Origin of the sequence: Aromatoleum toluolicum (assembly GCF_012911005.2) — a bacterium.
Taxonomy (GTDB): domain Bacteria; phylum Pseudomonadota; class Gammaproteobacteria; order Burkholderiales; family Rhodocyclaceae; genus Aromatoleum; species Aromatoleum toluolicum.
This window is the reverse complement of sequence record NZ_WTVS01000023.1, coordinates 38,221-64,313: the sequence shown is the minus strand read 5'-3', so window position 1 is coordinate 64,313 and position 26,093 is coordinate 38,221. Positions and strand designations below refer to the sequence as shown.

Sequence of the window (26,093 nt, the reverse complement as noted above, 5' to 3'; positions counted from 1 at the left end):
TGTCAGTAATTCCTTCGATCAGCGCTTTCGCGCGTGCATGATCAACTTCGCCACGGCCAGCAGGCCTGCGCTACGGTGGAGGTCGTTCGCGTCTTCGCCGACGGTCGGGCTCATCATCCAAGGCAAGCCGGTCGTGCGTGCCGCTTGCTCTCCCGTGCCTGAGACATCGTGATCGGCGAACACCATGCGCCTGCCGCACGCGATCCCGGCGACGTAGGTGAGGTTCTGGGCGCTGAAGCAGACCATGACGCTAATATCGAGCCGCAACAGTCGAATAGCCGCCGCGATAGACAGGCCAGTCACATAGCCTTCGCACAGAACAAACTCGGCCGCGCGCCGCGGACCGATCACGAACACGGCCCCCTTGGCGCGCATGCCGGGCAGCATCTTCTTCTGCCAGCGGTTGTCTTCGAGGCGGATGACTTGCGCGCCGAGGAGCGCATTCGTTGTCACGTCGCGCATCGGAATAGTCAAGCTTCCGTCCGGCAATACCAGTCCCTTCACCTCGGGGAAGCCCTTGGCCTTCAGGTAGCCGTGCGTGTCGGTCGCGGCCTGCGCGATCAGCTGCGCGGCCCGCGCGGAGGCACGTTGCTGATCGAGCAGGCGAGCTTCGTCCGCCGCTTGACGCTGTGCTACCCACTGCGCCTTGTCCGCCTCCGTCCACGGGCGAGCGGCCGGGTCGTTCCACCACTGGACGGGCTCGCCGGTCTCCCAGTTCTGCACCCAGCCGCGCGTGCCATCGAACCAGTACGCGCCGTTCTTCGAACGCGGATGGGCCGTTGTCGGGCAGCGGCAGATCCGATCGCTCGGGTGGAGCTCGCGAATCTCGACGTCATGGGTCCGAGCAAAATTGATAAAGCCGCTCATGCCGTCCCCCTCCCAGAGACGCCAGAAGAAACCCCGGAGAGATGGCTCTCTATAAAGGTGCCCCGGGGCGGGACGATCAGACCGGCGAAAACGGCGGGTTTTGTCCCGCCCCGGGACGAACTCGAAAACTCGGCCGAATTTTCTGCGGCCGTTCGTCCCGCCCCGGAACGTTCGGACCCTATTTCGTCCCGCCCCGGGGTCACCGTTTTTATTTTTGCCTCCTTCCGGTGCCCGGTCGCCGCCCCTTTTCGGCTACGCCGCCAGCTCGCCGGCTTAGCCTCGGTAGGCGGGTTGGCCAGTCCGCCCCCCGCGCCCATGTAGTCGATCGTGCGGTAGGAGCCTGGGCCCTCGTCGAGCTTCCCGAGGTCGCAATCGAGCGGGTACAGGGTGACGGCGAACAGGCTGCAGTCGAGCCTCGATCCTTGGCGGGTGCGCACGAGCAGGCCGTGGTCGAGCAGTTCCTGCACGGCGGCGCCGAGGCTCGACTTGCTGCTCCAGCCGCGGACAGCCATTGCCTTCGGCGTGAGGCTGATGTCGCCGTTGCGAGTGGCATTCGGGCCGAGCTTAGCCAGGCAATCGAGCAGCAGCTTGGCGCCATGCGGGCTCAATTCGGCGCACGCCAGGCTGCGGAGAAACTCGAGGCCGAGCGGCAGCCAGGAGCCAGTAACGGCGACGCGGCGCTTGCGGGTCTTCATGCCACACACCTCCGGCTGTAGGCGATGTTGATCGAGCGGATCTTGTTGGCGACGTTGCGCGTGATCGGCACCGCGGGCGTGCCTTCAAGCGTGAAGGTCTGCGGCGGTTCGGCGCCGGCGATGTCGCGGTAGAGGTACCGGGCGCGGCCGTATTGCTTTGCCGGAGCGGAGTACTCGCGGGCGTAGGCGACAACCTGCTCCCACAGGTGGCGGTCATCGTCGGCGTACTTTGTCTTGCCGATGCGGATCTCCCGCATGACGCCGGCCTCGTGTTCGATGTCGCACTTCGATTTCGCCTCGTGGCCGCACGACATGCACCGGCCTGCGAACGGAGTGAAGCCGCATGCGGGGCACGCCTTTGGCACGGTCTCGCCGGACTCGCGGCGGATCGTTCGGTCCAGCTTTTCCCCGTCATCCAGCGCGACCAGGCCGTTGTGATAGACGTTCTCGAAGTCGGCCGCGAAGCGGATGATGTTCCCGGAGAAATCGAGGAGGATGCAGTCGGTTTTGCGGGTCGCGGGCGAGGCACGCAAGCCGCGCCCCCACATCTGAATGGCCGTGCTCAACGATTTACGCAACGGTCGGCAATCGCACACGCAACCGACGTCAGGCACGTCGAAGCCTTTGGCCAATGCCTCCACGGAAATGAGGACCCGGATGGCACTGTCCGGCTTACGATACTCAGCGAGCAGCGCCCTACGGTCCTCGGGCTTGGTGTGTCTCGAATAGACCGCGGCCATGATTCCGACGCCGTTGAACTGGCGTGCGATTTCCTCACAATGGGCGATGGTGGCGCCGAAGACGATCGTCTTGCGGTCGGAGGCGAATCGCGCCCACTCGGCCACGACGTCACCGATGATCACCATCCCACGCTCGGCCGCCGCGTTCTCGGTCCACTCACCGCCGGAGGTTTCGGCCCCAGTCATGTCCGGCCGCGTGCACGAAAAGACGCGCATGGGCACGAGAACACCGGCGCGGACGAGCTCTGCCATGGTCGTCGCATTGACCAAGCGCGAGAAGATGCGGCCCAAGCCATGCGAGAAGGGCGTCGCGCTCAGACCCACCACCGCTGCGCGGGTGCGCATCACGTGGTCGGTCCACGTCGAGTACATGGAGTGGCATTCATCGATGACAATCACATCGGCCGTAGGCCAACCGCGCGATGCCAGCGTTTGGACGGAAGCGATCTGGAGCGGCATGGACGGATTCGTCCGCCAGTGGTCGGCCATGATGATCCCGTGATTAACTAGCCCATAGCGGTCGGCGGTTTCGCTCACCTGTTGGATCAACGCCTCGCGATCGGCGACAAACAGGGCGCGTCGGCCCTTCTGCAGGGCCTCGTGGCACACTCGCAGGCCCAAGTACGCTTTGCCCGCCCCAGTCGGCGCCATCGCCAATTGGCACCGATGCCCTTGGCGGATGCCGTCGCGCAGGGCCTCGTGGGCGATGACCTGAAAATCGCGTGGTGGCGGAAAGGTGATATTCGAGTCGATTTTCGGTTCGAAAAGCGTGAGCGTCATACCGTCACCTCACGCTTCTCGGCCGCCTCGGCCTTCGTTCTCCAATACTTCACGGCGCGGACGGCCTCGTTCTTTTCGTTCGTCAGCCCGCGATTGCGCTCCTCGAGCATACAAACCTGCTTGCGGTACTGCTCAGCTTCGGCGAGGGCGGCGGTGACCTTGTCGTCGGCCTCGACGATGCGGGTCATTGCCTCGTTGTCGGCGACGGCATCCTCGAGGTTCTTTGCGAGCTCTGCGTTTGCAGCGCGCAGGTCCGCTACCTCGGCGCGCAGGCGCTCGACCTCGCCCGGCTCCGGCGCCACCGCCGGCGGCTCGTCGGGCTCGGCTTGGTCCGCCTGCTGCTGCGGCGTGACCGACTTTTGGGGGGCGTTTTGTATCGCGAAAGAGGGCGCAAGGGCGGTGGGCTGCTGGCCGTCGACGTTGTCGGCACGGGGGACAGCGTGGGGATCTTCGTCATGCGCGACCGGAACGCCCTCGTCGGATACGGCCGGCTCGATGCGAGCGGACTGCGTGAAGATCGTGCCATTGCGCTCGACCGTGCGGGCCTCTATCTGGCGAATTTCGCCAGATGCTTCGAGTTCGGCACGCACTGCAGCCACCGTCTCGTGATGAACGCCGCAGCGGCGCGCAATCTCGCGATCTGCCCACTCCACCCACTCGGCGTCGCGAAGCAAGATCTCGATCTTGCGGTGCTTGTCGGCGCGGGTTTCGCGCAGGCCGTGACGGGTATTGGCGCTGAGGCCGTAGAGCACAGCGTCACGCTTGGCGCCGTTGCGAATTTCGGCCAGGATGGTCGGGTAGCCGGCCTGCTTGGTGCCGTGGTAGCGGTGGAAACCGTCTGCGAGCCAGTGAGCGGCCCCATCGAAGAACACCACAATGGGGGGGAACTTCGCCTGCTCGGCGGCCGCCTCGGCATACTCGGCGACGGTATCGAGGTTGATTTCGACGCGCGGCTGGGTACCTCCGTCGAGGCGGATCAGGGAGAGTTCGAGAGACTTGCGAACGGGAAGGCGCGTTGCGATAGCGCTGGCAGGACGGGCGGTATGCTCAGACATGAAGCATGCCCCCGCGATTGATGATCCACTTCGCCACTGCTTGGGAGATCAGCCCCGCCGCGGCGGAGCGAACGATCATGGTCTTGATGATGGCGCGCGCTTTCATCTCAGGCCACCTCCCCGCGCGCAACGGCTTCAACCTGATCGGCCGGCCAAGCCAAGAAGCGGTTGGCGCGCTTGACCGGCGTAATGCCGAGGTAATTGCCACCGCGGCACAGCGCCGCACGCAAGGTCTGGGGCTTGACCTGCAGGAGGGTTGCAGCCTGTTCAGTGGTATGTGCGCGCAGGATCGACCCGCGGTCGGTGCGCTGATGGATAGGGGGCATTGCGAACTCCAAAAAAAATTTGGGTCGCTCGCGCAGCCTGAAAAAACAAAAGCGGCAGCACGAGCGTATCTCGTGCCGCCGCTTGGTCGCACACCACCAAACTACTCGGAATCCCTAGCGTCGGGGCAAAGACTTACGGTCCTGCCAGCGACATCCCTAATTCCGGCTGCGGGGTTTATGTTATCCAAAATTCCGCGATATGCAACGGTGCCTCGGACCGCATTCGAGTAACGACGCGAGGTCTTCCCGCGTTTCGTCAAGGTAGCGTTATCGCAGGCTCATCCTGCCTAGGGCCGTTTCGGCTCGGCGTTAAGATTTGCCGGTGGAGAGAGAGAGGAGCAGCGGCCAGATTGCTCTTGGCCGTACCCACCTTCGCGCGCAGTACCCTCATGTGGAGGAGGCGCGGGCGGTGAATGAAAATGTACGCGGGCCCGAATGCCCCCGATCGGCTCACGTGGAATTACATGGAACAGTTCACGGCAGGACGCGCATCCTGGCCACCTGCTCTGCGCTCGGCAGTTCGATACCAGCCTGCTCGAGAATCCATTCCTCGATTTTTGTGTGCCACATGCGCAACAGGTCCAGTGGTCGGCGCCGATAATGCTTTTCCGCGATAGCGCTCGGCTTGTGCCCCATGATCTGCGCGACGATACCAGCGGGAGCCTCCACCCACTCGGCAAGCGTGGCGAATGATCGGCGCAGGCCATGCAGGGACAGATGCGGAAGGCCAGCGGCACTGAGTGCTTTAACGTGCTGAATGCGTGGCTCTTGCAGCCGGCCGGACGCAGCCGTGGGGCTGCTGAAGACCCACGGCAGGGAAACCTGCTCACCGTCGCGAACGATGGTTCGGCGTGGCAGTGGAACCAGCACAGAAGCCACGTAGGGTGTCAGCGGAATGGTGCGCTCGCCCTCCACCTTGTCACGGATGGTCAGACTCTTCCATTTGAAGTCGACGTCCTCCCATCGGAGACCGGCAAGTTCTTCGCGCCGCGCACCGGTCAAGAGCAACGCCTGCAGATACGCCGCGATGATCGGGTTTCCGATCTTCTTGACCTCGAGAAACCACCCCGCGAGTTGCTCGCGCTGCAGGCAGTCATCCTTAGCGCGAGCCCTGGGTAAGGTGTCGCGTGCCATGCGGCGATTGCAGGCGTCCGAGTGCGTGACAGCGCAAAATTCAGGCTGATCGCCACACCAACTGAGAAATGCGCGCAGGGCCCTATAGGTCTGCGCAGCCTGTGTCGGCGTGCGCTCGGCTAGTGGCTCAAGCCAGGCTTTCACCTTTTCAGCGTCGAGCTCGCAGAGGCGTATGGCGAGCAGCGGATAGAGCGGACCAGGCTGTACCGTTTCGGATTCCCCCTTGCGCCGCCCCCTGCCCCGCGGCTCTCCGCCAGCTTTCGCCATGGCAAGATGGTTACGCATATGGCGCTCCCCCCACTTCGGGCCGCGCGCCTCAAGGTACGCAGCCCACGCCTCGCCCACGGTTACCGCCTTCGCTGACGCATCGCGGGCCTGCGCCTCCAATTCTGCAGCGCGTGCGGCCCTTTCCCTCTCGTCTTGGCGCGCCTGCTCTTGGATCACGTCGCGCGGATCCCTGCCTTGATCAACGAGCTCCTGCCATGCTTGGGCCTTGCGGCGCGCATCTGCCAGTGCAACCGCTCCGACCTCACCGATCGTGATCCGGATGTCCTTGTAGTTCAGGGTGCTCATGAACACGAACACCTTCGATCCGGTCGGCCGCGCTCGCACTGCGAGATGCGACTCCGTGTCGCGCAGCAAGGCCTCTTTCGGGGGACGGAAGTTGGCTACCCTTGTATCAGTGAGACGTTCCCTCGGCATGGTGATGAGCCCCGTTGAAAGATGTCGGAAGTGCGCTGGGTAGGAATTGGGTAGGAATACAATCAATCCCCCTTCATCCCCATCAACGTCATTATAATATGTTTTTGTTGCACATCAGTACCTTACGAATTTATATCAACACGGATCAATGCCAAGAAATATGGGTTTTTACCGCCTTGTAAGCGGTAGGTCATCTGTTCGAGTCAGATTGTCGGCACCAGACAAATCAGAGCGATAGCCCGATCCTGATGGTCCGGCTACGCTGCTTACGGGCACTGCGTCCGCCCCGTGTAAGCAATTTCACCGAGGCCCTGCCGGGCAATGCGTGCTATTCACCGGGACACTCCGGTTGTGCGCGGCCGTCATGTCGAAAGCGCGTCGGTCAGACTGCGAGTAGTTCAGGAGCGCGCTTCACTGCGGGGATGCCAGCACTACGCGCCTTCGAGAGGTCATAAGCAGCCTGCTGGCCGAGCCACACATCCGCGCGACCGCCATTTTCGACTCCGAGCCAGGCTTCGATTCGAAGCGCCATTTCCGGCGAGATGGCAGCGCGGCAGTTCAGCACACGCGACAACGCAGCGCGCGTCACGCCAAGCTGCTCGGCAGCTTCCGTAACGGTCAGTCCGAGAGCCGGCAGCACGTCCTCGCGCAAGGTCTCACCAGGATGCGGCGGGTTGTGCATGGTTGTCATTTCAATTTTCCTCAGTGGTAGTCCTGGTAATCCACCAGAACGGCGTCCTCTCCCTCAAATCGGAACGTCAGGCGCCAATTGCCATTTACCGTCACGGCATAGTGACCGGCAAGGTCTCCCGCGAGCGGGTGAAGTCGCCATCCCGGCACATTCATATCCTCCGGCGCTCGGGATAGATCCAGCCTCACAAGCAGGCGCTGAAGCCTCGGCGCGTGGTGCGGTTGAATCCCTGCCTCGCTGCCACTCTCGAAGAACGCCTGCAGCCCCTTGTGGGCAAAGGTTCTTATCATGATCAAGTGTATAGCGTAGCGTTTCGCTTATCAACATTTGACGACGAGTCTCAGTCTCGCGCCTTCCGTCTGCTCGTCCGGTTGCTCGATGCCGATCTGCACCAGAATCGAACCCTCAACCTCCGTGTGCCACTGGCGCAACATGTCGCAGCAAAGTGCCTCGGCTTCGGCACGTGGTATGTTGTGCCGATTCGATTCAGCGTCGCGACGCAATTCCATTTGGATATTATCGCACTACCTTCCATGCACGATGATGAGCGCGTTTGACCATCGGTCGCAGCGCTGGAAGGCGCGGGACATTCCTGCTTGCCGTAAGGCAGCGGATGCGAAGCAGAGATGCAGGGTGATCGTCAGGCATGATCCCTGATCGCCTTCGCCTGACGGGCCTTTTTGCCTCCCTGCCCTGCCTCCGCCGGCGCGCAGTGTTCGCCTCAGTGCGTAGGCGTCTTACGTGCGCGTTCTGAGCGCCACGCCGCGAACGCCTCGGCGCGGATCGGTTCGCTGATGACATAGCCCTGCGCGACGTCGCACCCTTGCGCCGACAGGTGTTCCCACCCGGCCCGGTCCTCGACGCCCTCCGCGACGACCTCGAGGTCGAGATCATGTGCGAGGTCTATGGTCGAACGGACGATGACGTTCGAATCATTGTTCGAGAGCATGTCCTGCACGAAGGACTTGTCGATCTTGATCGCGTCGACGGGCAGCTTCTGCAGGTAGGCGAGCGAGGAATAACCGGTGCCGAAGTCGTCGATGAACAGGGCGCTGCCCAGGTCCTTCAGTCTGTGCAGACACTCGAGACTGCCTTGCGGATCCTGCATCAGCGCGCTTTCGGTGAGTTCAAACTGGATGTCCCCGGCGTCGGCGCCCCAAGTCGCGAAATGATTGCGCACGCGCTCGATCAGCTTGGGATCGCGTAGGTCGCGCGCGGACAGGTTCACGGCCACCGGCACGCTCAATCCCTCCTGACGCCAGACGTAGCTTTGCCGGAAGGCGGCCTGCATGACCCAGTCGGTGAGCGGGCTGATGAGTCCGCTGTGCTCGGCCAGACTGATGAATTCGTTCGGCCACAGCGTTCCGCGCTGCGGATGCTCCCACCGCACCAACGCTTCGACACCGCACAACTCGCCATTCGCGAGCCTGGCCTTGGGCTGGCAGTAGAGCCGCATCTGGCCGGCATCGATCGCTCGGTGGAGATCGCCGATGAGCGCGAGCCGCCGCGCACATTCGCGGTCGCGCCCGCCGGTGTAGAGGGCATGCCCGTGGCCCTGCTGGCGCGCCTGGTGCATCGCGACATTGGCGCGGCGGATCAGGGCGTCGGCCTCGGCGCCGTGGCCCGGGAATACGGCAATGCCGATGCTGCCGCTCACGTCCAGCATGATTTCGCCGAGCGGAACGGGTTCGAGCAGCTCAGTCAGCAGGCGCTGTGCCGCGCGTGATGCAGCCGCGGCGTCCGCGTGCGGCAGCAGGATCGCGAACTCCGACTCGCCGACGCGGGCGACGCCGGAAGCGTCCTGCACGACGCGCCGGATGCGGGCGGCGACCTCGCACAGCATCAAGTCGCCCTGCTGGTAGCCGAGCGTCTCGTTCACCTCCGGAAAGTGGTTCAAGCCGAGCACCAGCAGCGCCAACGGACCGCTGCGCGCCATTGCGGCGTCGATCTCGGCGACGAGGCGCATGCGCAGCCGCCAGCGATTCGGCAGGCCGGTGAGCGCGTCTTCCTCGGCCATGCGCTTGATCGTCTCCTGCGCCTCCCGATTGCGTTCGCGCAGGCGCAGCGTTGCGATGCCGAACGAGAGGTCGTCGGCCAGCTCGCCCAGCAGGTTGGCTTCGGCCTCGTCGAAGGCGTCTTCCTCGGTGGCGGCGATCGTGAGGTTGCCCAGGACCTCGTCGCCCTGCCGTAACGGAAACGCGCTGACCGCAGCGATCCCCCGCCGCAGGTCTTCGTCACGCCACGGGGCAAGGGCTTCGTCCTTCCGGATGCTGCGGCCGATGCTGGGCTGCCCGGTACGGATTGCGACGCCTGTGGCGCCATGTCCACGTTCGCCCTCACCCCATGTAAGACGCTGCCAGTCGAGAAACTCGCGATCGATACCGTGAAACGCCATAATCGCCACACTCTTCGCATCGTCGTGCTGTGCATACCCCACCCATGCGAAGCGATAACCGCCTTCCTCAACGATGATCCGGGAGATGTCCTGCAACAGGCCTTGCTCCTCGGTGGCACGGACGAGCGCGCGGTTCGCCTCGCTGAGGGTCTTGCGTGCGCGGTTCACACGGCGCAGGGCCTCCTCGACGGCGGCATGGCGCTCGGCCTTGCGCAGGACGACCATGCCGTAGGCGAGCGCATTGGCCGCCTCCTGCAGGAGATCGATGGAGCCGACGGCGAAGCCGTCCGCGCGCATGCATGCGATCTGCAACGCGCCGAGCAGTTGCGTTCCGTCGCGCAGCGGCAACACCGCAAGAATCGACGCGAGCCCGGCCGGCGCAAGGAACGGCCGCCCGGCCAGCAAGGCTTCTCGCGCGGCCGCACACCACGGCGAGTCATCGAGCACAAGGGTCTCGTCGCCGACGTCGTCCAACAACGGCATGGACCATGCGATGCGCTGCAGCGTGCGGCAATCCGCATCGGCGTGACTGACCGCCGCGAACCGGAAAGCCGTCGCATCGACGACCGCCCGGCAGACATCGCGCAGCAGTCCGGGCTCATCGGTCGCGGCGCGCACCGCCGCGTTGGTCACGCGCAGCGCGGTCAGCGCGCTGCCAAGCTCCGGCGCTTCCGCGTGCGGATGCGTCGCCGCCATTGCCTCCTTAAGCGACAACTGCTCGTCCATCGTCATGGCACGCCCCTGATCAGCTGCTGGCCGCTCGTGCTCGGGTCAGCGCCGAAGTTAGACACTTCATGCACCACAAGGTTGGTGCGAGCACAAAACGGCGAGACCCTGCCCCGTGCGTCTCCGACGACACGCGACGGGCTTCGCGCGCTTCCGCCGTCACGCACTCAGAGCTTGTAGCCGATCTGCCGCAGCAGCTTCTTGCGCGCTTCGATCTTCTCCTCGTCCTCGATCCCGAGCGGCGGGTAGCCGTCGACGACGCCGATGATGCCGCGCCCCTGCCCCGTTTCCGCCAATAGGACCTCCACCGGATTCGACGTCGCGCAGAAGATGCGGCATACCTCGGGCACCTGCTTGATCGCGTTGAGGACGTTGACCGGATAGAAGCCTTCGCCGAGGAAGACGATGAAGCTGTGCCCCGCACCGATCGCCTGCGCGTTGGCCTGGGCCATCAGGACCATCGCGTGGTCGGTTCCCGACCAGCGGATCAGGCGATCGCCGGACGCTTCGCAGAACGCGAGCCCGAAGCGGATGCCCGGAACCGCATTCACCAGCGCTTCGTGGATGTCCTCGACCGACTTGATGAAATGCGTCTGGCCGAGGATGAAGTTGATGGGCTCGGGCTTGTCGATCCTCACGGCAATCAGGTTCATGGCGGTGCTCCTCCTCGCGTCCCGCCGCGGAACCACGCTGCGCTGCGACGACCCTCTCCGGGGCGTCCGTGGGCGGCTGTCGATCTCAACATAGCACGCGCCAAGCGGAACACAGGCTCCGGCGAGCGCAGCCGTCAGGGCAGCTTCGCGCCGCGCGCCGCCGTGAACAGCGCGTACCACTCCTCGCGCGAGAGCTGCACGGTGGCCGCCGCGGCGCAGGCGCGAATACGCTCGGGGCGCGTGCTACCGATCAGGGGCTGGATGCCGGCCGGATGGCGCAGCAACCACGCGAGCAGGATCGCCTCCGGGGCGGTGCCCTTCTCCGCCGCGAATTCGCCGACGAGCGCGACCGTCCGCCTCGTCGCCTCGTCCGTCTGCACGGAGGAATCGAGGAAGCGGGTTCCGCCGAGTGCCGCCCACGCCTGGACCCGAATGTCGAGCGCGCGGCAGTAGTCGAGTGTGCCGGCGACCGGAGGCGGCGCGTCGCCGTGATTGTGGGTCACGCCCTCGTCGATCAGCGACGCATGCGCGAGGCTCAGCTGGAGCTGGTTGACCACCAGCGGTGGACGCACGTGCCGGCGCAGCAGCTCAATCTGCGAGGCCGCGTGGTTGGAGACGCCGAAGTAACGCACCTTGCCGCTCGCGTGCAGATCATCGAAGGCACGCGCGACCTCCTCGGGTTCGGCGAGCGGGTCGGGCCGATGCAGCAGGAGGATGTCGAGGCGATCGGTCGCGAGACGGCGAAGGATGCGCTCGACCGAACCGACGATGTGCGTGTAGCTGAAGTCGTAACGCTTGGGCTCGCGCGGCCCCGCGGCTATGCGAATGCCGCATTTTGACTGCAGGACGATGCGATCGCGCAGGCCGGGGCTCGCCGCGAGGATCTCGCCGAACACCGCTTCGGACTTGCCCGCGGCGTAGATGTCGGCGTGATCGAAGAAGTTGATTCCGGCTTCCAGGGCGGCTTCGACCGCCTCGCGGGCCGAACGGCGCAGTTCCGGGTTAAGCGGCGAATCGTCCATCGCACCGCCGATGTTCATGCAACCGTACGCGAGGCGCGAAAGCCGCAGGTCGGTGCCGGGGATGAGGAATGTTTCCATTCTTGTGAGTCCTTCGAGTCATTGAACGCCGTGCGTCGAATTCGCGCACGGTGCGGGCGCGGCGGCGGTTTGTGTTCTCAATGCACCGGCGCGGACACGGCGCCAACCGGCGGCCGGCTCGCCGCGAGGACCGCCGCTTGCCGGGCGATCGCGACAGCGACCGCGGCGAGCGTGGCGAGCACCCAGTCGAGCGACAGGTAGCTCGCGACGCGGCCGAGGATCACCGGCCCGAGAAGGCCACCGAGCGCGCCGAGGCCGGCGATCAAGGCGAGCGCCTCCCCGCCCATCCGCCCGGCGACCGAGAAGATGACCGGCGCGGCCGCGGCGAGCCCCAATCCGGTGACGGCGAAGGCGAGCATGGCGACCGGCAACTGATGCAGCCAGGCCGCCAGCGCGAGGGCGATCGCACAGACGATGGCGCCCGTGCGGACGATGCACAGCGCGCCATGACGCGTGACGAGACCGTCCGAGAAGAGCCGCCCCACCGCCATCGCCCCGGAAAACAGCGCGAGGCCGATGCCGGACAGGCTCTCGTTTGCGTTCAGGCTCTGGTTGAGATACACCGAGGCCCAGCCCATGACGCCGCTTTCGAGCACGGTGCACCCGCACAACAGCACGCCCAGGCCGAGCCAGGATTCGGGGGCATGATGCACGGCGACGGGCGTGGTCGATCGGGCGGCCTCGGCCTCGAGCGTCGCCGCAGCGGCGCGATGGATCAGCGCAGCGACAAGGCCGACCGCGGCCATGTGCAGCGGCAAGCTGACGGCGAGCGCCGCGAGCAGGCTGCTGATAAAGGCCGACAGCACGCTGCCGATGAAGAAGGTGGCGTGCAGGCGTCCCATCATGCGCGTACCACGCTGCAGTTCCCACTGCGACGCCTGCTGGTTGATCGCGACGCCGACGCCGTTGTAGATCACGCCCTGCGCAAAGAGCCCCGCGAGCAGGCAGGGAACCCCGGGCAGCCAGGGGATGACCGCCAGCACGATGCCGCCGGCCGTGCCGAAGCGGTGCAGCATCCCGCGACCGCCCCAGCGTGCCAACAGCCAGCGGTTGAGCGGATAGGCCAGCACGCCGCCGAGGCCGGTGGCGAACAGCGCCCAGCCCCACTCCGCGTTATCCAGGTTCCAGCGGTGATAGAACTCCGGCTGGCGCGTCATCAGGACGCTGCCCACACCACCCAGCGCGGCAAAACCGGTCACCAGCGCCCACAGGGGGCCGGCAGGGAACTTCAGCATGATGTCCTCGTGACAGGAAAACGGGGGAAGCGAGGCGATCGAGGATTCAGGAGCCCCGATACGCGTCGAGCTCGAAGCGCTCGATGAAGGCGCGCACGACACCGTTGGTCCAGCCGAAGCCGTCCTGCACCGGATACTCGCCGCCGCCCGCGTCGAGCGACAGGTCGCACACGTCGTACTTTTCCATCACTTTGCCTGTGCGGCGCCACACCTGGTCGGCCAGACCGACGAAACGGGTTGCGATCTCGCGCGCGAGTTCCTCATATCCGTAGTCGAGCAGCCCCTGCACCGCCACCCACTGCAGCGGCGCCCAGCCGTTCGGCGAATCCCACTGTTCATGCGAGTCGGTCAGCGTTGTCACGACTCCGCCCGGCCGCAGGAAGCGTTCGGCGACGTTGCGCGCGACGCGTGCGGCTTGCGCCTCATCCGCGAGACCACAATAGAGGGGAAACACGCCGGCCAGCGACCAGCATCCGCTCTGCGCTCCGTCGCGCCACGACCAGTCGAAGAACCAGCCCCGGTCTTCGTTCCAGCAATGCTTCACGACTGCTGCGCGGCGACGTTCCGCTGCGAGCCGGTAATCGACGGCACGGGGCTCGTCCAGCTGCGCGAGCCAGTCGCCGAGCATCCGCTCGATGCGGAATAGCAGGCAGTTGAGGTCGACGGGGATCAATTCGGTCGTGCGGATGCTATCCAGCCGCCCATCCTCATCGCACCAGCGGCTGCTGAAATCCCAGCCCGACTCTGCGCCGGCGCGCAGGTTGCGGTAGAGCTCGTCCTGCTGCTGCGGGGCCGCGCGGGCATGGAGTTCGACGTCCTCGGCGAAGGATTCCTCGCGCGGCGTGTTGCGCGCGTCCCAGTAACGGTTGAGCAGCGCGCCGTCCGCAAGGCGCACCGTGTGGCGGTCGGGCATCGCGCGACCGTTGTGCGGTGCCGGCGTGCGCGACATCCAGTAGGCATACTCGCGCTCCGCTTGCGGCAGGTACGGCCGGATCGCGTCGATGCCGCGTTCGCGCTCGAGCAGCCGCAGCATGAAGGCGAACATCGGCGGCTGCGAGCGGCTGAGGAAGTAACTGCGGTTGCCGTTGGGGATGTGGCCGTGCGTGTCGACGAGCCACGCGAAGTTGCGCACCATGTTCTCGACGAGGTCGAGGCGTTTCGACGCGAGCAGGCCCAGCATCGTGAAGTAGCTGTCCCAGTAGTAGATCTCGCGGAAGCGCCCGCCGGGTACGACATAGGGATGGGGCAGCGGGATCAGCGAGCCGTGCGGCGCGTCGGCGCGGTCGGCGGGACGCGTGAGCGTCGGCCACAGCCGGTCGATGTGGGCGGCGAGGCTTGGCGCCGGCCGCACAGATTCGGACATGCCCGCGCCCTGCCCCGGCAGCGCGAAACGCCTGCGCACGAAATCGCCGACGAGCGCGTTGAACTCGTCGCGGATCCGCTCCGGCGGCGCAAGCGGGACGCTGTCGGGGAAAGTCTTCGAATCCTCGAACACGCGCGCGAGCTGCACGGCCTCGAACAGTGCGCCCGAGGTCTGGAGTCCGTTTTCTGTCACTTCTTTTCCTTGTCGCGCGGAACGGTCACGACGGATTGCGTAGGGCGGATGAGCCGCGCAGCGGCGTTATCCGCCACATGGGCGTCAAACACCGGGCATCCGGCGATATGCGCTTCGCACTTCCGCCCTGCGGTCCTTCAGTGCATCACGTTCGTGCGTGCCGGCTCGGCAAAGGTGATCGGGGGCGCGTCCATGCCCGGCAGGCGGCTCGCGCCGTTGGCGACGGCGCGACGTGCGAAGGCCTGGCCCGACTCGTCGAAGAGGTGGCAGTGCTCGGGCGGAAGCGAGTAGCCGACCGTGTCGCCGGCGGCAATGTCCGAGCGGCGCGAGTCGCGCACCACCCACGGCTCGCCCAGCTTGCCGCTGTCGAGGTAGTGGTAGGTCTCGTTGCCCATGTGCTCGACGAACAGCACGTCGGCGAGGTTCGGCGCCTCGGCGACGCTGCCCCACTCGATGTGTTCGGGGCGGATTCCCAGCTTCACCTTCGTGCCTTCGGCGCTGGTCGGCGTGGCGATCGGGATGACGAGCTCCTTGCCGCTCCACAGGCGCACGACGCTCTCGGTCTGCCCGGCGTGCACGAGAGTCGCCGGCATCAGGTTCATCTTCGGCGAGCCGATGAACTGGGCGACGAATTCGTTGGCCGGGTGGTCGTAGAGTTCGAGCGGGGTGCCGACCTGCTCGACGTTGCCGCGATTCAGGACGACGATGCGCTGGGCGAGCGTCATCGCCTCGACCTGGTCGTGGGTGACGTAGATGATCGTGGACTTCAGGCGGCGGTGCAGTGCGGCGATCTCCATGCGCATCTGCACGCGCAGCGCCGCGTCGAGGTTGGACAGCGGCTCGTCGAAGAGGAAGAGCTTCGGCTCGCGCGCGATGGCGCGGCCGATGGCGACGCGCTGGCGCTGGCCGCCGGAGAGATCCTTCGGCCGGCGCTGCAGCAGCGGCTCGAGCTGCAGGATGCGGGCGCTCGCCTCCACGCGGCGCGCGATCTCGTCCTTCGGCAGCTTCGCGAGCTGCAGGCCGAAGGCCATGTTTTCGTACACGCTCATGTGCGGGTACAGCGCGTAGGACTGGAACACCATGCCGATGCCGCGCTCGGACGGCGTGTCGTCATTCACGCGGGTGCCGTCGATGTACATGTTGCCGCCGGAGATGTCCTCCAGCCCGGCGATCATGCGCAGCAGCGTCGACTTGCCACAGCCGGACGGGCCGACGATGACGACGAATTCGCCGCTGTTGACCTGCAGGTCGATGGCCTTGATGACTTGGGCGGCATCGCCGTAGCGCTTGTTGAGTTTCTCGAGTGTCAGTTGTGCCATGTTCGTATTCCTTGTCGGGGTCGGGGGTCGCAGGTCAGCCTTTGACGGCGCCAGCGGTCAGGCCGCTGACGATGCGCTTCTGGAAGATCAGCACCAGCGCGATGATCGGGATGGTCACGACCACCGACGCGGCCATGATGTGCCCCCACGGCAGTTCGTATTGCGAGGCGCCCTGCAGCATGCCGATGGCGACCGGCACGGTGCGGTTCTCGTTGGAGATGATGAAGGTCAGCGCGAACATGAACTCGTTCCACGCGCCGATGAACGCCAGCAGCCCGGTCGTCACCAGCGACGGCCCCATGATGGGCGCGAACACCTTGGTGATGATGACCCACAGGTTCGCGCCGTCGACGATCGCCGCCTCCTCCAATTCCACCGGCAGCGAACGCATGAAGGTCGTCAGCACCCACACCGTGAAGGGCAGCGAGAAGGTCGTGTACGACAGGATCAGCGAGCCGATCGAGTCGTACAGGCCCATGAAGCGTACCAGCTCGAACATCCCCGACAGCACCGCGACCTGCGGGAACATCGACACGCAGAGGATCGTGAAGAGGATGTACTTGCGCCCGCGGAAGCGCACCCGCGCCAGCGCGAAGGCCGCGGTGATCGATACCAGCAGGCAGATGCCGACGGTGATCGACGCGACGAGGAAGGAGTTGAGCAGGCTGCGCCCAACGCCGTTCTCGCCCAGCGCGCTGACGTAGTTCTCCCAGTGGAAGGTCGTCGGCAGGTAGTTGGTCAGGAACAGCTCCTGGCCGGTGCGCAGCGAGGTCAGCACCGCGTTGTAGAAGGGGAACACGCAGATCACGCTGACGACGAGCGCCGTCAGGTAGATCCAGAACTTCTTCCCCAATTCCCTTTGTTGGCGAGTGAGCTTCATTCCCGTGCCTCCTTGCCTTCGTGACTGAAGCGATTGATCCACAGGAAGCAGGCAGCGATGCCCGCGACCATCATGAACACCAGCACCGACGCGGCGGAGCCGACACCCATCTCCTGGAAGGACACCATCTGCTCGCGGGCGTAGCCGGAGATCGAGATCGTCGCCTCGCTGTTGGAGGTCAGCACGTAGATCAGGTCGAACACGCGCAGCGCGTCCATCACGCGGAAGATCAGCGCGACGATCATCGCCGGCATGATCAGCGGCAGCGTGATGCGGCGGAAACGCTGCCAGGCGGTGGCGCCGTCGACGCGCGCGGCCTCGTAGAGGTCGGACGGGATCATCTGCAGTGCGGCGAGCAGCATCAGCGCCATGAAGGGCACCGTCTTCCACACGTCGGCGATGACGACGGCCCACATCGACAGGTCAGGTTCGGCGATCCACGCCAGCGGCGCAGCGATCGCACCCACGCGCTGCAGCAGATCGTTGATCACGCCGTACTGGTCGTGGAACATCCAGCCCCACATCTTCGCCGTGACGATGGTCGGGATCGCCCACGGCACCAGGATCGCCGCACGCACGAGACCCTGGCCGCGGAACTTCTCGTTCATCAGCAGCGCGAGCAGCATGCCGAAGAACAGCTCCAGCGACACCGAGCAGGCCGTGAACCACAGCGTGTTGCCCACCGCCTGCCACCACAACGGGTCGGCCAGCACGCCGAAGCTCTCGCCCTCGGCGAAGTCGAGGTAGTTCGCGAACCCGACGAAGTTGTAGTCCTCGGGGGTGTCCATCGCGGCGTCGGTGAAGCTGTAGAACACCGTGCGCAGCAGCGGCCAGCCGGCGACCGCGAAAAGCAGGATCAGCGCCGGCGCGACCAGCACCCATGCCGCGCGGGCGCGGCGCTGCTGCAGGCTGCGCTTGCGGCCCGGCGCGCTCGCCGTCGGGGGCGGTGCGACCGCGGCCGATGGCAGCAGGCTTTCGGAATTGTGAGTCATCGTTGATACCTCGTATTAACCCGGCCAGCAATCGCGTGAAGTCCGGCTGAGTGCTGCACGGTAGCCCCCTCCCCTTCAAGGGGAGGGTTGGGGTGGGGATGGGTTAACCAAACGCCGCAGAAACCCATCCCCCACCTAACCGGTAGTCTCGGCTTCGCCTCGCCGCTCCGCAGGCGGCGAGCAGTGCTCGCCGAAACCCCTTCTCCGCCCCCGTTGAAGGGGGAGGAACGATGCGCCGAAGCTGTCACGCCGGCATCGCAATCACTTCCACTCGCGGCCCTTGATGCGCTTCAACTTGTCTTCGAGGTCGGCCACCGCCTGTTCGCCGGTTGCGCGGCCGCTCAGCACGTCGTAGCCGGCGTTGAACATCGCCTTCGACACCTTCGGGAACTGCGACCGGGTCGGGGTCGAGGGGCGCGGCACGGCGTTCGCGAACACGTCCTTGAACTCCGCGAGGTACGGCGCCTTGGCCTGCACCTCCGCGTCCTGATAGGTATCGACGCGGGCCGGCGGGATGCCCAGCAACATGAAGGCGCGCTTCTGCGTTTCGGCTTCCGACAGGATGCGCACAAGCTTGATCGCCGCGTCCGGGTTCTTCGAATAGGCGCTCACGCTCCACTGCCAGCCGCCCAGCGTTGCCGCGTGCAGGCCATCCTCGCCGCCCTTCGGGATCGGAATCACACCGACCTTGCCCTTGACCGGGCTGTTGTCCGCCTGCGTGAGCACGTAGGCGTACGGCCAGTTGCGCATGAACAGCGCGTCGCCGTTCTGGAACACCGCGCGCGACTCTTCCTCCTGGTAGCCCATCACGCCCTTCGGCGCGATCGTGCCGACCCAGCTCGCCGCGGTGTTGAGCGCCTTCGCCGCCTTCGGGTTGTTGATCGTGATGTTGCCGGCCGGATCGACGAAGGTGCCGCCGTTGTAGGACGCGACCCATTCCAGCACGTCGCACGACAGCCCCTCGTAGGCCTTGCCCTGGAAGACGAAGCCCCAGAAGTTCTTGTTGCCGGCCGCGCGCTCGGCTTCCTGGACGGTCTTGGCGATTCGGGTCAGATCCTCCCAGGTCTTGGGCGGCTGCTCCTTGTGCTTCGCGAGCAGGTCCTTGCGGTAGTACATCATGCCGGCGTCGAGCTGGCCGGGCACGGCCTTGATGCGGCCGTTGACGATGTTGTTCTTCCAGTTGTTCGGGAAGAATGACGGCTCGAGGTCCTTCACCTTGTCGGTGAGGTCGAGCAGGTGCTTGTCGAGCAGGCCGGTCCAGATCACGTCGATCGACAGCACGTCGACCGCGTCGGCATCCTTCGCGGCGAAGATCTGCTGGTACAGCGCGAGCTTTTCGTCCGAAGCGGCAGGCATTTCGACGAAGGCGAGCTTGTGCTGCGTCTCCTTCTCGAAACGTCCCTTGACGTGCTCGCAGTAGGGCTTCATCGCGCCGGAAACGTTGCACGCCATCTTCAGCGTGTCGGCGTGGGCGACAGGGATGGCGCCGAACATCAGCGCGGTCAGGGTGGCGGGAAGCAGTTTCTTCATGATTGTGTCTCCTCCTTTTCTCGGGTTCCGGTAATACGTTTGCGGTTCGGGCTCAGCGCACGCGATACACGCGGGCCTCGTAAGGGCGCAGCGTCAGTTGGCGCCCGTCGCCATGGGCGGCGACGGCGTGGTTCGCGAGCAGCAGATCCTCGTGGCGCAGCGCGAAGCCGTCGTGCTCGACGCGGGCGTCCTTTCCGGTGAGGTTCGTCAGCACGACGATCTGCTCGCTGCCCAGCGTGCGGGTGTAGGCATAGACCTGCGGGTCGCTCTCCATCAGCAGCGCGTAGCGCCCATGCACCAGCACCGGCTCGGCCTTGCGCAGCGCGATCAGGCGGCGGTGGTAGTTCAGGATCGAATCGGGGTCGGCTTCCTGCTGCGCGACGTTGATCTGCGGGTAGTTGGGATTCACCTTCAGCCACGGCGTGCCGGTCGTGAAGCCGGCGTTGGCCGAGGCGTCCCACTGCATCGGCGTGCGCGAGTTGTCGCGCGACGTGACCGCGAGCGTGGCGATGATCTCGTCGGCCGGCACGCCTTTCTCCCGCTGCAACGCGTACTCGTTCTTCGCGAACACGTCATTGAAGTCGGCGATGCTGTCGAAGCGGGTGTTGGTCATCCCGATCTCCTGGCCCTGATAGATGAAGGGCGTGCCTTCCATCAGGAAGTACATCGTCGCGAGGGCGGTCGCGCTCTCGCGCCAGTAGTGCTCGACGTCGCCCCACTTCGACACGATGCGCGGGATGTCATGGTTCTCAAGGAACAGCGCATTCCAGCCCACGCCGTGCAGCGTGCCCTGCCAGCGCGAGAACACTTTCTTCAGCGCGACGACGTCCAGCGCCGCCTGCGGGTCCTGCGCCCACAGGTGCAGGTGCTCGAACTGGAAGATCATGTTCAGCCGGTTGCGGTCGGTTCCGACCCAGTCGCGGGCCTGCTCGGCGGACACGCCGTTGGCCTCGCCCACCGTCATGATGTCGTAGTCCGCAAAGCTGTTCTGGCACAGGTTGTCCATGTAGTCGAGGACGCCATCGACGTTCATGTGCATCGGCAGGCAGGACACGTGGTCGAGCCCTTCCGGATTCGGCATGTCGGGCAGGCCGGCGACCTTCTTCATGTGGCTCACGGCGTCGAGACGGTACCCGTCGATGCCCTTGTCCAGCCACCAGCGCACCATGTCGTTGATCGCCGTGCGCACTTCCGGGTTTTCCCAGTTCAGGTCGGGCTGGCGCGTCGAGAAGAGGTGCAGGAAGTATTGGCCCGTCGTTTCGTCGAACTTCCACGCCGAACCCTTGAAGATGCTTTCCCAGTTGTTCGGCTCATTGCCTTTTTCACCCCCCTTGCCATCCTTGCCGTCGCGCCACACGTACCAGTCGCGCTTCGGGTTGTCCTTCGACGAGCGCGACTCGATGAACCACGCGTGCTCGTCGCTGGTGTGATTCACCACCAGGTCGAGGATCAGGCGCATGCCGCGGCTGTGCACCGCGTCGAGCAGGCGGTCGAAGTCGGCCATCGTGCCGAACTCCTTCATGATCGCGTGGTAGTCGGCGATGTCGTAGCCGTTGTCGTCGTTGGGCGACTTGTACATCGGGCAGATCCAGATCACGTCGATCCCGAGCGCCTTCAGGTAGTCGAGGCGCGCGGTGATGCCGTTCAGGTCGCCGATGCCGTCGCCGTTGGAGTCCATGAAGCTGCGCGGGTAGATCTGGTAGGCGACCGCCTCCTTCCACCACTGCGTCTTCACGACCTTGTTGTGCTGTTCACTCATTGGGGGATTCCTCTCGTCAGGCTGCCCGCGCGCCGAGCGCGAGGGCGAAGGATTCGTAGGGGCGCAGCGCGAGCGTGTGGCCCAGCTCGCCGCAGCTGTCGTAGTTGCTCACGAGGCATTCGCCCCGCACGCCGCGCAGCCCGTCCGGCAGCTCCAGCTCGACCGGCTCCGCGAAAAAGTTGCTGATGACGACGATGCACTCGCCGCCGAGCTTGCGTTCGTAGGCGAAGACCTGCGGGTGCGCCTCGAACAGCGGCCGGTAGTCGCCGTGCACCATCGCCGCGCGCTCCTTGCGCAGCGCGATCAGGCGGCGGTAGTGATGAAAGATTGAATTCGGGTCGTCGAGTGCTGCCGCGGCGTTGATCTCGCGGTAGTTGGGATTCACCTTCAGCCAGGGCGTGCCGGCCGTGAAGCCGGCATTGACCGTGTCATCCCACTGCATCGGCGTGCGCGCGTTGTCGCGGCCGTTGGCGTAGATGCCTTCCATCATCGCCGCGTGCGGCACGCCCGCCGCGGTGCGCTCGCGGTAGAGGTTCAGCGACTCGATGTCCTGGTAGTCGGCGATCGAGTCGAAGCGCACGTTGGTCATGCCGATCTCCTCGCCCTGATAGACGTAGGGCGTGCCCTTCAGGAAATGCAGCGCGGTCGCGAGCATCTTCGCGGACTCGACGCGGTAGCGGCCCGGATCGCCGTACTTCGACACCGCACGCGGCAAGTCGTGGTTGTTCCAGAAGAGCGAGTTCCAGCCAGTGTCGGCGAGCGCGGTCTGCCACTTCGTGATCACCTTCTTGAACTCGCGCAGGTCGAAGGCACGCGGCTTCCACTTGCCCTCAACGGGGTCGTGCGTGATCGTGATGTGCTCGAACTGGAACACCATCGACAGCTCGCGGCGCAGCGGATCGGAGTAGAGCTTCGCGATCTCCGGCGTCGCGCTCCACGCCTCGCCCACGGTCAGCACGTCGCGCTCGCCGAAAGTCGCCGCGTTCATCTCACGCAGCAACGCGTGCAGGCGCGGGCCGTTGGTGGTGACGCCAGCATCGACGTCCTTGCCGATCAGGTCGATGACGTCCATGCGGAAGCCGCCGATGCCGCGATCGAGCCACCAGTTCATCATGCGATGCACTTCGCGCTGGACCTTGGGATTCGCCCAGTTCAGATCCGGCTGGCGCTTCGAGAACAGGTGGAAGTAGTACTCGCCGGTCGCAGCGTCGAACTCCCAGGCGCTGCCGCCGAAGCAGGAGCGCTGCACGTCCGGGGCCGAGCCGTCGGCCTGCGGCGCGCGCCAGATGTAATAGTCGCGGTAGGGGTTGTCCTTCGACTTGCGTGCCTCGACGAACCACGGGTGCTCGTCCGAGGTGTGATTGACGACGAGGTCCATCACGATGCGGATGTCGCGCCGGGCGGCCTCGGCGATCAGCGCATCCATCTCTTCAAGCGTACCGAACTCCGGCGCGATGTCGCAGTAATCCGAGATGTCGTAGCCGTTGTCGTCCATCGGCGAGCGATATACCGGCGACAGCCAGATCACATTCACGCCCAGCGTGCGCAGGTAATCCAGCCTGGCGATGATCCCGGCGAGGTCGCCGATGCCGTCGCCGTTCGCGTCGCAGAAGCTGCGCGGGTAGATCTGATACACCACGGCGTCGTGCCACCACTTCGTTTCCAAGACCCTGCTCCTCGCTCTGCGCCCCGCACGACACGTGCGCCGGGGACATTGAAAACCCGCTCTTGATGAATATGTTTGATGAAGCTATAAAATCTTCCAAAGCGGTTTGGATCGTAATCCGAAGCGCTTTGGATGTAAACTGTTTTTTGTGTGAGGAATCCGCTCCCGAAAACTCGCTAGACTTGGGTCATAGCGCGAGCCGTCCGCAAACGGCCCATGGATGCCCGATACGGGCCGAAGGAACGCCGATGAAGGTCAATCTGAAAATGCTGTCCGAGTCGCTCGGACTTTCCCAAACCACCGTGAGCCGTGCGCTCAACGGCTATTCGGACGTCAGCGAGACCACGCGCCAGCGCGTCATCGAGGCCGCAAGCCAGCTCGGCTACCAGCCCAACCCCCAGGCGCGGCAGCTCGCCACCGGCCGCGCCGACGCGATCGGCATCGTGTATCCGTTCGGCGCGAGCGACATCGGCGACATGCGCTTCGGCGAGGTCGTGTCCGGCCTCACCGAACGGCTCGCGGAACACCGCATCGACCTGCTGATCCATTCGTCGCGCCCCGACGTCGAGCTCGACACCTACCGCCGCCTCATCGATGGCCGCCGCGTCGACGCGCTGATCGTTGCGCGCACGCGCCTGGACGATCCGCGCATCCGCTTCCTGCAGGAGCGCAACTTTCCGTTCGTCGCCTACGGCCGCACCGAAACGGCGCTCCCCTATGCGTGGTTCGACTTCGACAACGAAGCCGGTGGCCGCATGGCCGCCCGGCGCCTGCTCGAACTGGGCCACCGCCGCATCGCCCTGATCCACGCGCCGCTGGACCTGACCTTCGCGGCGCAGCGCTACAAGGGCTTCATCACGGCCTTGCGCGAAGCCGGCCTCGAACCCGATCCCGAACTGGTCATCGAGGCCCCGCTCAACCGCATCGGCGGATACCAGGCCGTCGGCAGACTGCTGGCGATGAAGAAGCCGCCCACCGCGCTGCTGGTCGACAACAACGTCGCGGGCGTGGGCGCATTGCGCGCCCTCGGGGACAAGGGCTGGAAACCCGGCAGCGGGATGTCGCTGATCGTGTACGACGGCATCCCGTCCGAGATTCCGCTCACCTGCACGGTGACCGGCGTGCTGCAGCCGACCGGCGAATCGACCGGCCGCGCCCTCGCTGATCTGGTGCTCGACGTGCTCGCCGGCAAGCCGCTCGCCGACCTGCACCGCCTCGGGCAGCCGTGCGTCGGCGCGGGCGAGACGGACGGCCCGCCGCCCGCCCCTGCCCGACGCCCGCGCGCGAAGGCGCTCGGCTAGCCCGCCCCCGGCGTGGCCGGGGATGGCTGCCCATGAGGACCGCGTGCTGCGGCGGGGCTCCATGGTTTCACCCTGTTCAGGCCTTCAGGCTCAGAACCACACCTCCATCTGCGCGCCGACCAGCCACTTGCTGTCGCCGGTGAATTTCGTGCTGCCGAAACCCTCGTTCGCGCTGCCGTCGTAGGTGAAACCGTTCAGATCCTTGTCCCAACCCATCCACGTGGCGAAGAGGCGCAGCTCGGGCCGCGCAAAGAAGCCGGCGCCGGTGTCGAGCTTGAAGGTCGGTGAGACCGTCAGCTTGTAGAAGTTGCCCCTCGCCTGGGTGAAGGTGCTGTCCAGATCCATGTACTGGAAGCTGCCTTCGTACTGCATCGCGAAGTTCTTGTTGATCGCGTTGGTGAAGCGCAAGTTGGCGGACGCCCACTTGTACTCGTCGCCCTTGTTGAAGCGATCCTTGCTGACTTCGGCCATCAGCGCGGGCGAGACTTTCCAGTTCGGCGCGAGGTCAGTTACACCGAAGCTCATCACGCGAAGCGCCTGAGCGTCTTCCAGCAGATTACCGACCGCGCCGAGCCGCTTGACCTCCGCCCCCAAGCCCCGACCTGCCAGCACGCCGGTCTTCGAGAAGCCATCGGCGAACCCGTAGAAGCTCGGTGCATGATAGGCGAACAGGCCGTGCAAGCCGCTGGTCGCACGGTCGCTGCCGTTCACGTCGTTGTTCTTCGCATGCATGCCGTTGAGCATGAACTGCCAGTTGCCGACGTAGTTGTTCATCGTGAAGACGTAGCTCTTGATGCCTTCGTCGTCCTCATTGAGGAAGTCGCGGCCGTACACCGACACGTTGGTTTTCCAGTCCGGCGTCACCTGGGCGTCGTAGCCCCCCGCACCGGTGCCCGAAAGGAAGACAAAATCGCTGTCAAAGAAATGGATGTCGAAGTTCTTCTTGTCGAAGCGCTTGCCCGCCCAGATCGTCGCGTTCTCCAGCGCCGTGCCCTTGAAGGTCGGAAGGTTGCCCATTTCGGCATACGCCCAGCGAACGTTGATGCCGTTCTCGCCACCGGTCCAGTCGTTGTTGCTATTGACGCCGTCGGCGAGCATGAAGCCGAAGGTCGCCCAACTGCCGTCATCCGAGCGGAAGTTCTTCAGCAACTTCGCTTCGGCATAGGTATCGGTCTCCAGGCCCAGGCGGCCCACCGCGCCACCCAGATTGCCTGCCGGCGTGATGTAGGGGCCTACCCCCTTCACGGTGAACATGTCGCTGTTCGACACGGTGCCCGAGCGCGCGTAACCGTGGAATTCGAAGGACGACGCGGTTTCGGCCGCCGCCTTGGTCAGCGGCGCCTGCGCATCGCTGGCCGCCTTCGCCGCCGACGCAGTGGTGTCGGCCTTGCGTGCGACTTCGCCGGCCTGCTGGGCGCTGCTGCTCGCCTGCTGCGCGGCGGCCGTAGCCTGCTGGGCCGCAGTGGTCGCCTGCTGGGCGGCCGTGGTCACCTGACGCAGCATTTCCTCGAGCCTGGCAATGCGCGCCTCGAGTTCCTCGACGCGCGTCGGCTTCGTCTTGTCGGCCGCGGCGGCGCTTCCGCAGAAAGCCAGCGCGATGCCGAGAGCGATGGCGGTTTTCTTCGTAATCATCCTGGTTGTCTCCTCTTCCTCGATTTCTTCGTGCCCTGCCGCCCGCCACCACACCTCTATGGGCGTGTGCAGCCGGACGGAAACGTTTGTCGACTTGCTCTCCGGACGCGGACCGGCCTCGCCAGATCCGTGTTGATGCGAAGTGTAGTATTGCTACTTTCGGAGTGCAAATACTTTGTATCTATTTCACAAAGAAGCCGCTGAGGAGACGTGCCAGAAAATACTGGATTGCATACTGTTAGCGCTATATATCGAGTTTTTTGCGCATTTTTCGGGGCTTTATCGAATCAACCTAAAGCCGATTCTGAGGATGTGTATTTGTTCCAACTACACAACTTTCTTTGGCGCTTTCCTCCCGAA

The 26,093-nt window shown here is 65.1% G+C and carries 22 protein-coding genes; 1 reads left to right on the top strand and 21 read right to left on the bottom strand.

What is annotated here, in order from left to right:
* Nucleotides 1-18 precede the first annotated feature (18 nt).
* From GPA27_RS12520 to GPA27_RS12425, 20 genes are all read right to left on the bottom strand, one after another.
* Nucleotides 19-867, bottom strand: a complete 849-nt coding sequence (locus GPA27_RS12520) for a toprim domain-containing protein (RefSeq protein WP_169140914.1) — start codon at nucleotides 865-867, stop codon at nucleotides 19-21.
* The gene (locus GPA27_RS12515; RefSeq protein ID WP_211164966.1) at nucleotides 864-1,562 is read right to left on the bottom strand and encodes a hypothetical protein; all 699 of its coding nucleotides are present in this window, start codon (nucleotides 1,560-1,562) and stop codon (nucleotides 864-866) included. The genes GPA27_RS12520 and GPA27_RS12515 overlap by 4 nt, the downstream gene beginning before the upstream one ends.
* Nucleotides 1,559-3,082, bottom strand: coding sequence for a DEAD/DEAH box helicase (locus GPA27_RS12510; protein WP_169140913.1), 1,524 nt, complete (start codon nucleotides 3,080-3,082; stop codon nucleotides 1,559-1,561). The genes GPA27_RS12515 and GPA27_RS12510 overlap by 4 nt, the downstream gene beginning before the upstream one ends.
* Nucleotides 3,079-4,137: a ParB N-terminal domain-containing protein gene (locus GPA27_RS12505; RefSeq protein ID WP_169140911.1), complete on the bottom strand. Its 1,059-nt coding sequence runs from the start codon at nucleotides 4,135-4,137 to the stop codon at nucleotides 3,079-3,081. The genes GPA27_RS12510 and GPA27_RS12505 overlap by 4 nt, the downstream gene beginning before the upstream one ends.
* A 107-nt stretch (nucleotides 4,138-4,244) precedes the next feature.
* Nucleotides 4,245-4,463, bottom strand: coding sequence for a hypothetical protein (locus GPA27_RS12500; RefSeq protein ID WP_169140909.1), 219 nt, complete (start codon nucleotides 4,461-4,463; stop codon nucleotides 4,245-4,247).
* Between the two features lie 474 nt (nucleotides 4,464-4,937).
* Nucleotides 4,938-6,299, bottom strand: coding sequence for a tyrosine-type recombinase/integrase (locus tag GPA27_RS12495; RefSeq protein WP_169140907.1), 1,362 nt, complete (start codon nucleotides 6,297-6,299; stop codon nucleotides 4,938-4,940).
* A 382-nt stretch (nucleotides 6,300-6,681) separates the two neighbouring features.
* Entirely contained in the window at nucleotides 6,682-6,990 is a 309-nt protein-coding gene (locus tag GPA27_RS12490; RefSeq protein ID WP_169140905.1) for a HigA family addiction module antitoxin, read from the bottom strand.
* Between the two features lie 11 nt (nucleotides 6,991-7,001).
* A complete protein-coding gene (locus GPA27_RS12485) occupies nucleotides 7,002-7,280 on the bottom strand; it encodes a type II toxin-antitoxin system RelE/ParE family toxin (RefSeq protein ID WP_169140956.1) in 279 nt (92 codons plus the stop codon).
* Between the two features lie 30 nt (nucleotides 7,281-7,310).
* Nucleotides 7,311-7,499, bottom strand: a complete 189-nt coding sequence (locus GPA27_RS12480) for a hypothetical protein (RefSeq protein ID WP_169140903.1) — start codon at nucleotides 7,497-7,499, stop codon at nucleotides 7,311-7,313.
* A gap of 212 nt (nucleotides 7,500-7,711) precedes the next feature.
* Nucleotides 7,712-10,117, bottom strand: coding sequence for a bifunctional diguanylate cyclase/phosphodiesterase (locus GPA27_RS12475; protein ID WP_246261065.1), 2,406 nt, complete (start codon nucleotides 10,115-10,117; stop codon nucleotides 7,712-7,714).
* A 161-nt stretch (nucleotides 10,118-10,278) separates the two neighbouring features.
* Nucleotides 10,279-10,764: an adenosine-specific kinase gene (locus tag GPA27_RS12470; protein WP_169140901.1), complete on the bottom strand. Its 486-nt coding sequence runs from the start codon at nucleotides 10,762-10,764 to the stop codon at nucleotides 10,279-10,281.
* A gap of 134 nt (nucleotides 10,765-10,898) precedes the next feature.
* Entirely contained in the window at nucleotides 10,899-11,864 is a 966-nt protein-coding gene (locus GPA27_RS12465; RefSeq protein WP_169140899.1) for an aldo/keto reductase, read from the bottom strand.
* Nucleotides 11,865-11,941: 77 nt separating this feature from the next.
* A complete protein-coding gene (locus GPA27_RS12460; protein WP_169140897.1) occupies nucleotides 11,942-13,099 on the bottom strand; it encodes an MFS transporter in 1,158 nt (385 codons plus the stop codon).
* Nucleotides 13,100-13,145: 46 nt separating this feature from the next.
* Nucleotides 13,146-14,654 (bottom strand): alpha,alpha-trehalase TreF, encoded by a 1,509-nt coding sequence (gene treF / locus GPA27_RS12455; RefSeq protein WP_169140895.1) that lies wholly within the window; start codon nucleotides 14,652-14,654, stop codon nucleotides 13,146-13,148.
* A 137-nt stretch (nucleotides 14,655-14,791) separates the two neighbouring features.
* Nucleotides 14,792-15,973, bottom strand: coding sequence for an ABC transporter ATP-binding protein (locus GPA27_RS12450; protein ID WP_169140893.1), 1,182 nt, complete (start codon nucleotides 15,971-15,973; stop codon nucleotides 14,792-14,794).
* A gap of 34 nt (nucleotides 15,974-16,007) precedes the next feature.
* Nucleotides 16,008-16,853 (bottom strand): carbohydrate ABC transporter permease, encoded by an 846-nt coding sequence (locus tag GPA27_RS12445; protein WP_169140891.1) that lies wholly within the window; start codon nucleotides 16,851-16,853, stop codon nucleotides 16,008-16,010.
* A complete protein-coding gene (locus GPA27_RS12440; protein WP_169140889.1) occupies nucleotides 16,850-17,845 on the bottom strand; it encodes a carbohydrate ABC transporter permease in 996 nt (331 codons plus the stop codon). Before GPA27_RS12440 ends, GPA27_RS12445 begins: the two co-directional genes overlap by 4 nt.
* A 261-nt stretch (nucleotides 17,846-18,106) precedes the next feature.
* Entirely contained in the window at nucleotides 18,107-19,375 is a 1,269-nt protein-coding gene (locus GPA27_RS12435) for an ABC transporter substrate-binding protein (RefSeq protein ID WP_169140887.1), read from the bottom strand.
* Nucleotides 19,376-19,427: 52 nt separating this feature from the next.
* Nucleotides 19,428-21,134, bottom strand: a complete 1,707-nt coding sequence (locus tag GPA27_RS12430; RefSeq protein ID WP_169140885.1) for a glycoside hydrolase family 13 protein — start codon at nucleotides 21,132-21,134, stop codon at nucleotides 19,428-19,430.
* Between the two features lie 16 nt (nucleotides 21,135-21,150).
* On the bottom strand, nucleotides 21,151-22,800 hold the full coding sequence (locus tag GPA27_RS12425; protein ID WP_169140884.1) for a glycoside hydrolase family 13 protein: 1,650 nt from the start codon (nucleotides 22,798-22,800) through the stop codon (nucleotides 21,151-21,153).
* Nucleotides 22,801-23,048: 248 nt separating this feature from the next.
* Between GPA27_RS12425 and GPA27_RS12420 the strand changes: the two genes are divergently transcribed.
* The gene (locus GPA27_RS12420) at nucleotides 23,049-24,101 is read left to right on the top strand and encodes a substrate-binding domain-containing protein (RefSeq protein ID WP_169140882.1); all 1,053 of its coding nucleotides are present in this window, start codon (nucleotides 23,049-23,051) and stop codon (nucleotides 24,099-24,101) included.
* A 90-nt stretch (nucleotides 24,102-24,191) separates the two neighbouring features.
* Here the strand turns inward: GPA27_RS12420 and GPA27_RS12415 are convergent, their stop codons facing one another.
* Nucleotides 24,192-25,733, bottom strand: a complete 1,542-nt coding sequence (locus GPA27_RS12415; protein WP_169140880.1) for a carbohydrate porin — start codon at nucleotides 25,731-25,733, stop codon at nucleotides 24,192-24,194.
* Nucleotides 25,734-26,093: the final 360 nt, after the last annotated feature.

What these genes read in the sequence shown, in the direction of transcription:
- GPA27_RS12495 (WP_169140907.1), bottom strand. Translation starts at nt 6,299, where the DNA reads ATGCCGAGGGAACGTCTCACTGATACAAGGGTAGCCAACTTCCGTCCC.
- GPA27_RS12430 (WP_169140885.1), bottom strand. Translation starts at nt 21,134, where the DNA reads ATGAGTGAACAGCACAACAAGGTCGTGAAGACGCAGTGGTGGAAGGAG.
- GPA27_RS12470 (WP_169140901.1), bottom strand. Translation starts at nt 10,764, where the DNA reads ATGAACCTGATTGCCGTGAGGATCGACAAGCCCGAGCCCATCAACTTC.
- GPA27_RS12485 (WP_169140956.1), bottom strand. Translation starts at nt 7,280, where the DNA reads ATGATAAGAACCTTTGCCCACAAGGGGCTGCAGGCGTTCTTCGAGAGT.
- GPA27_RS12460 (WP_169140897.1), bottom strand. Translation starts at nt 13,099, where the DNA reads ATGCTGAAGTTCCCTGCCGGCCCCCTGTGGGCGCTGGTGACCGGTTTT.
- GPA27_RS12480 (WP_169140903.1), bottom strand. Translation starts at nt 7,499, where the DNA reads ATGGAATTGCGTCGCGACGCTGAATCGAATCGGCACAACATACCACGT.
- GPA27_RS12435 (WP_169140887.1), bottom strand. Translation starts at nt 19,375, where the DNA reads ATGAAGAAACTGCTTCCCGCCACCCTGACCGCGCTGATGTTCGGCGCC.
- GPA27_RS12515 (WP_211164966.1), bottom strand. Translation starts at nt 1,562, where the DNA reads ATGAAGACCCGCAAGCGCCGCGTCGCCGTTACTGGCTCCTGGCTGCCG.
- GPA27_RS12440 (WP_169140889.1), bottom strand. Translation starts at nt 17,845, where the DNA reads ATGACTCACAATTCCGAAAGCCTGCTGCCATCGGCCGCGGTCGCACCG.
- GPA27_RS12415 (WP_169140880.1), bottom strand. Translation starts at nt 25,733, where the DNA reads ATGATTACGAAGAAAACCGCCATCGCTCTCGGCATCGCGCTGGCTTTC.
- GPA27_RS12510 (WP_169140913.1), bottom strand. Translation starts at nt 3,082, where the DNA reads ATGACGCTCACGCTTTTCGAACCGAAAATCGACTCGAATATCACCTTT.
- GPA27_RS12500 (WP_169140909.1), bottom strand. Translation starts at nt 4,463, where the DNA reads ATGCCCCCTATCCATCAGCGCACCGACCGCGGGTCGATCCTGCGCGCA.
- GPA27_RS12490 (WP_169140905.1), bottom strand. Translation starts at nt 6,990, where the DNA reads ATGACAACCATGCACAACCCGCCGCATCCTGGTGAGACCTTGCGCGAG.
- GPA27_RS12475 (WP_246261065.1), bottom strand. Translation starts at nt 10,117, where the DNA reads ATGACGATGGACGAGCAGTTGTCGCTTAAGGAGGCAATGGCGGCGACG.
- GPA27_RS12450 (WP_169140893.1), bottom strand. Translation starts at nt 15,973, where the DNA reads ATGGCACAACTGACACTCGAGAAACTCAACAAGCGCTACGGCGATGCC.
- GPA27_RS12445 (WP_169140891.1), bottom strand. Translation starts at nt 16,853, where the DNA reads ATGAAGCTCACTCGCCAACAAAGGGAATTGGGGAAGAAGTTCTGGATC.
- GPA27_RS12465 (WP_169140899.1), bottom strand. Translation starts at nt 11,864, where the DNA reads ATGGAAACATTCCTCATCCCCGGCACCGACCTGCGGCTTTCGCGCCTC.
- GPA27_RS12420 (WP_169140882.1), top strand. Translation starts at nt 23,049, where the DNA reads ATGAAGGTCAATCTGAAAATGCTGTCCGAGTCGCTCGGACTTTCCCAA.
- GPA27_RS12505 (WP_169140911.1), bottom strand. Translation starts at nt 4,137, where the DNA reads ATGTCTGAGCATACCGCCCGTCCTGCCAGCGCTATCGCAACGCGCCTT.
- GPA27_RS12520 (WP_169140914.1), bottom strand. Translation starts at nt 867, where the DNA reads ATGAGCGGCTTTATCAATTTTGCTCGGACCCATGACGTCGAGATTCGC.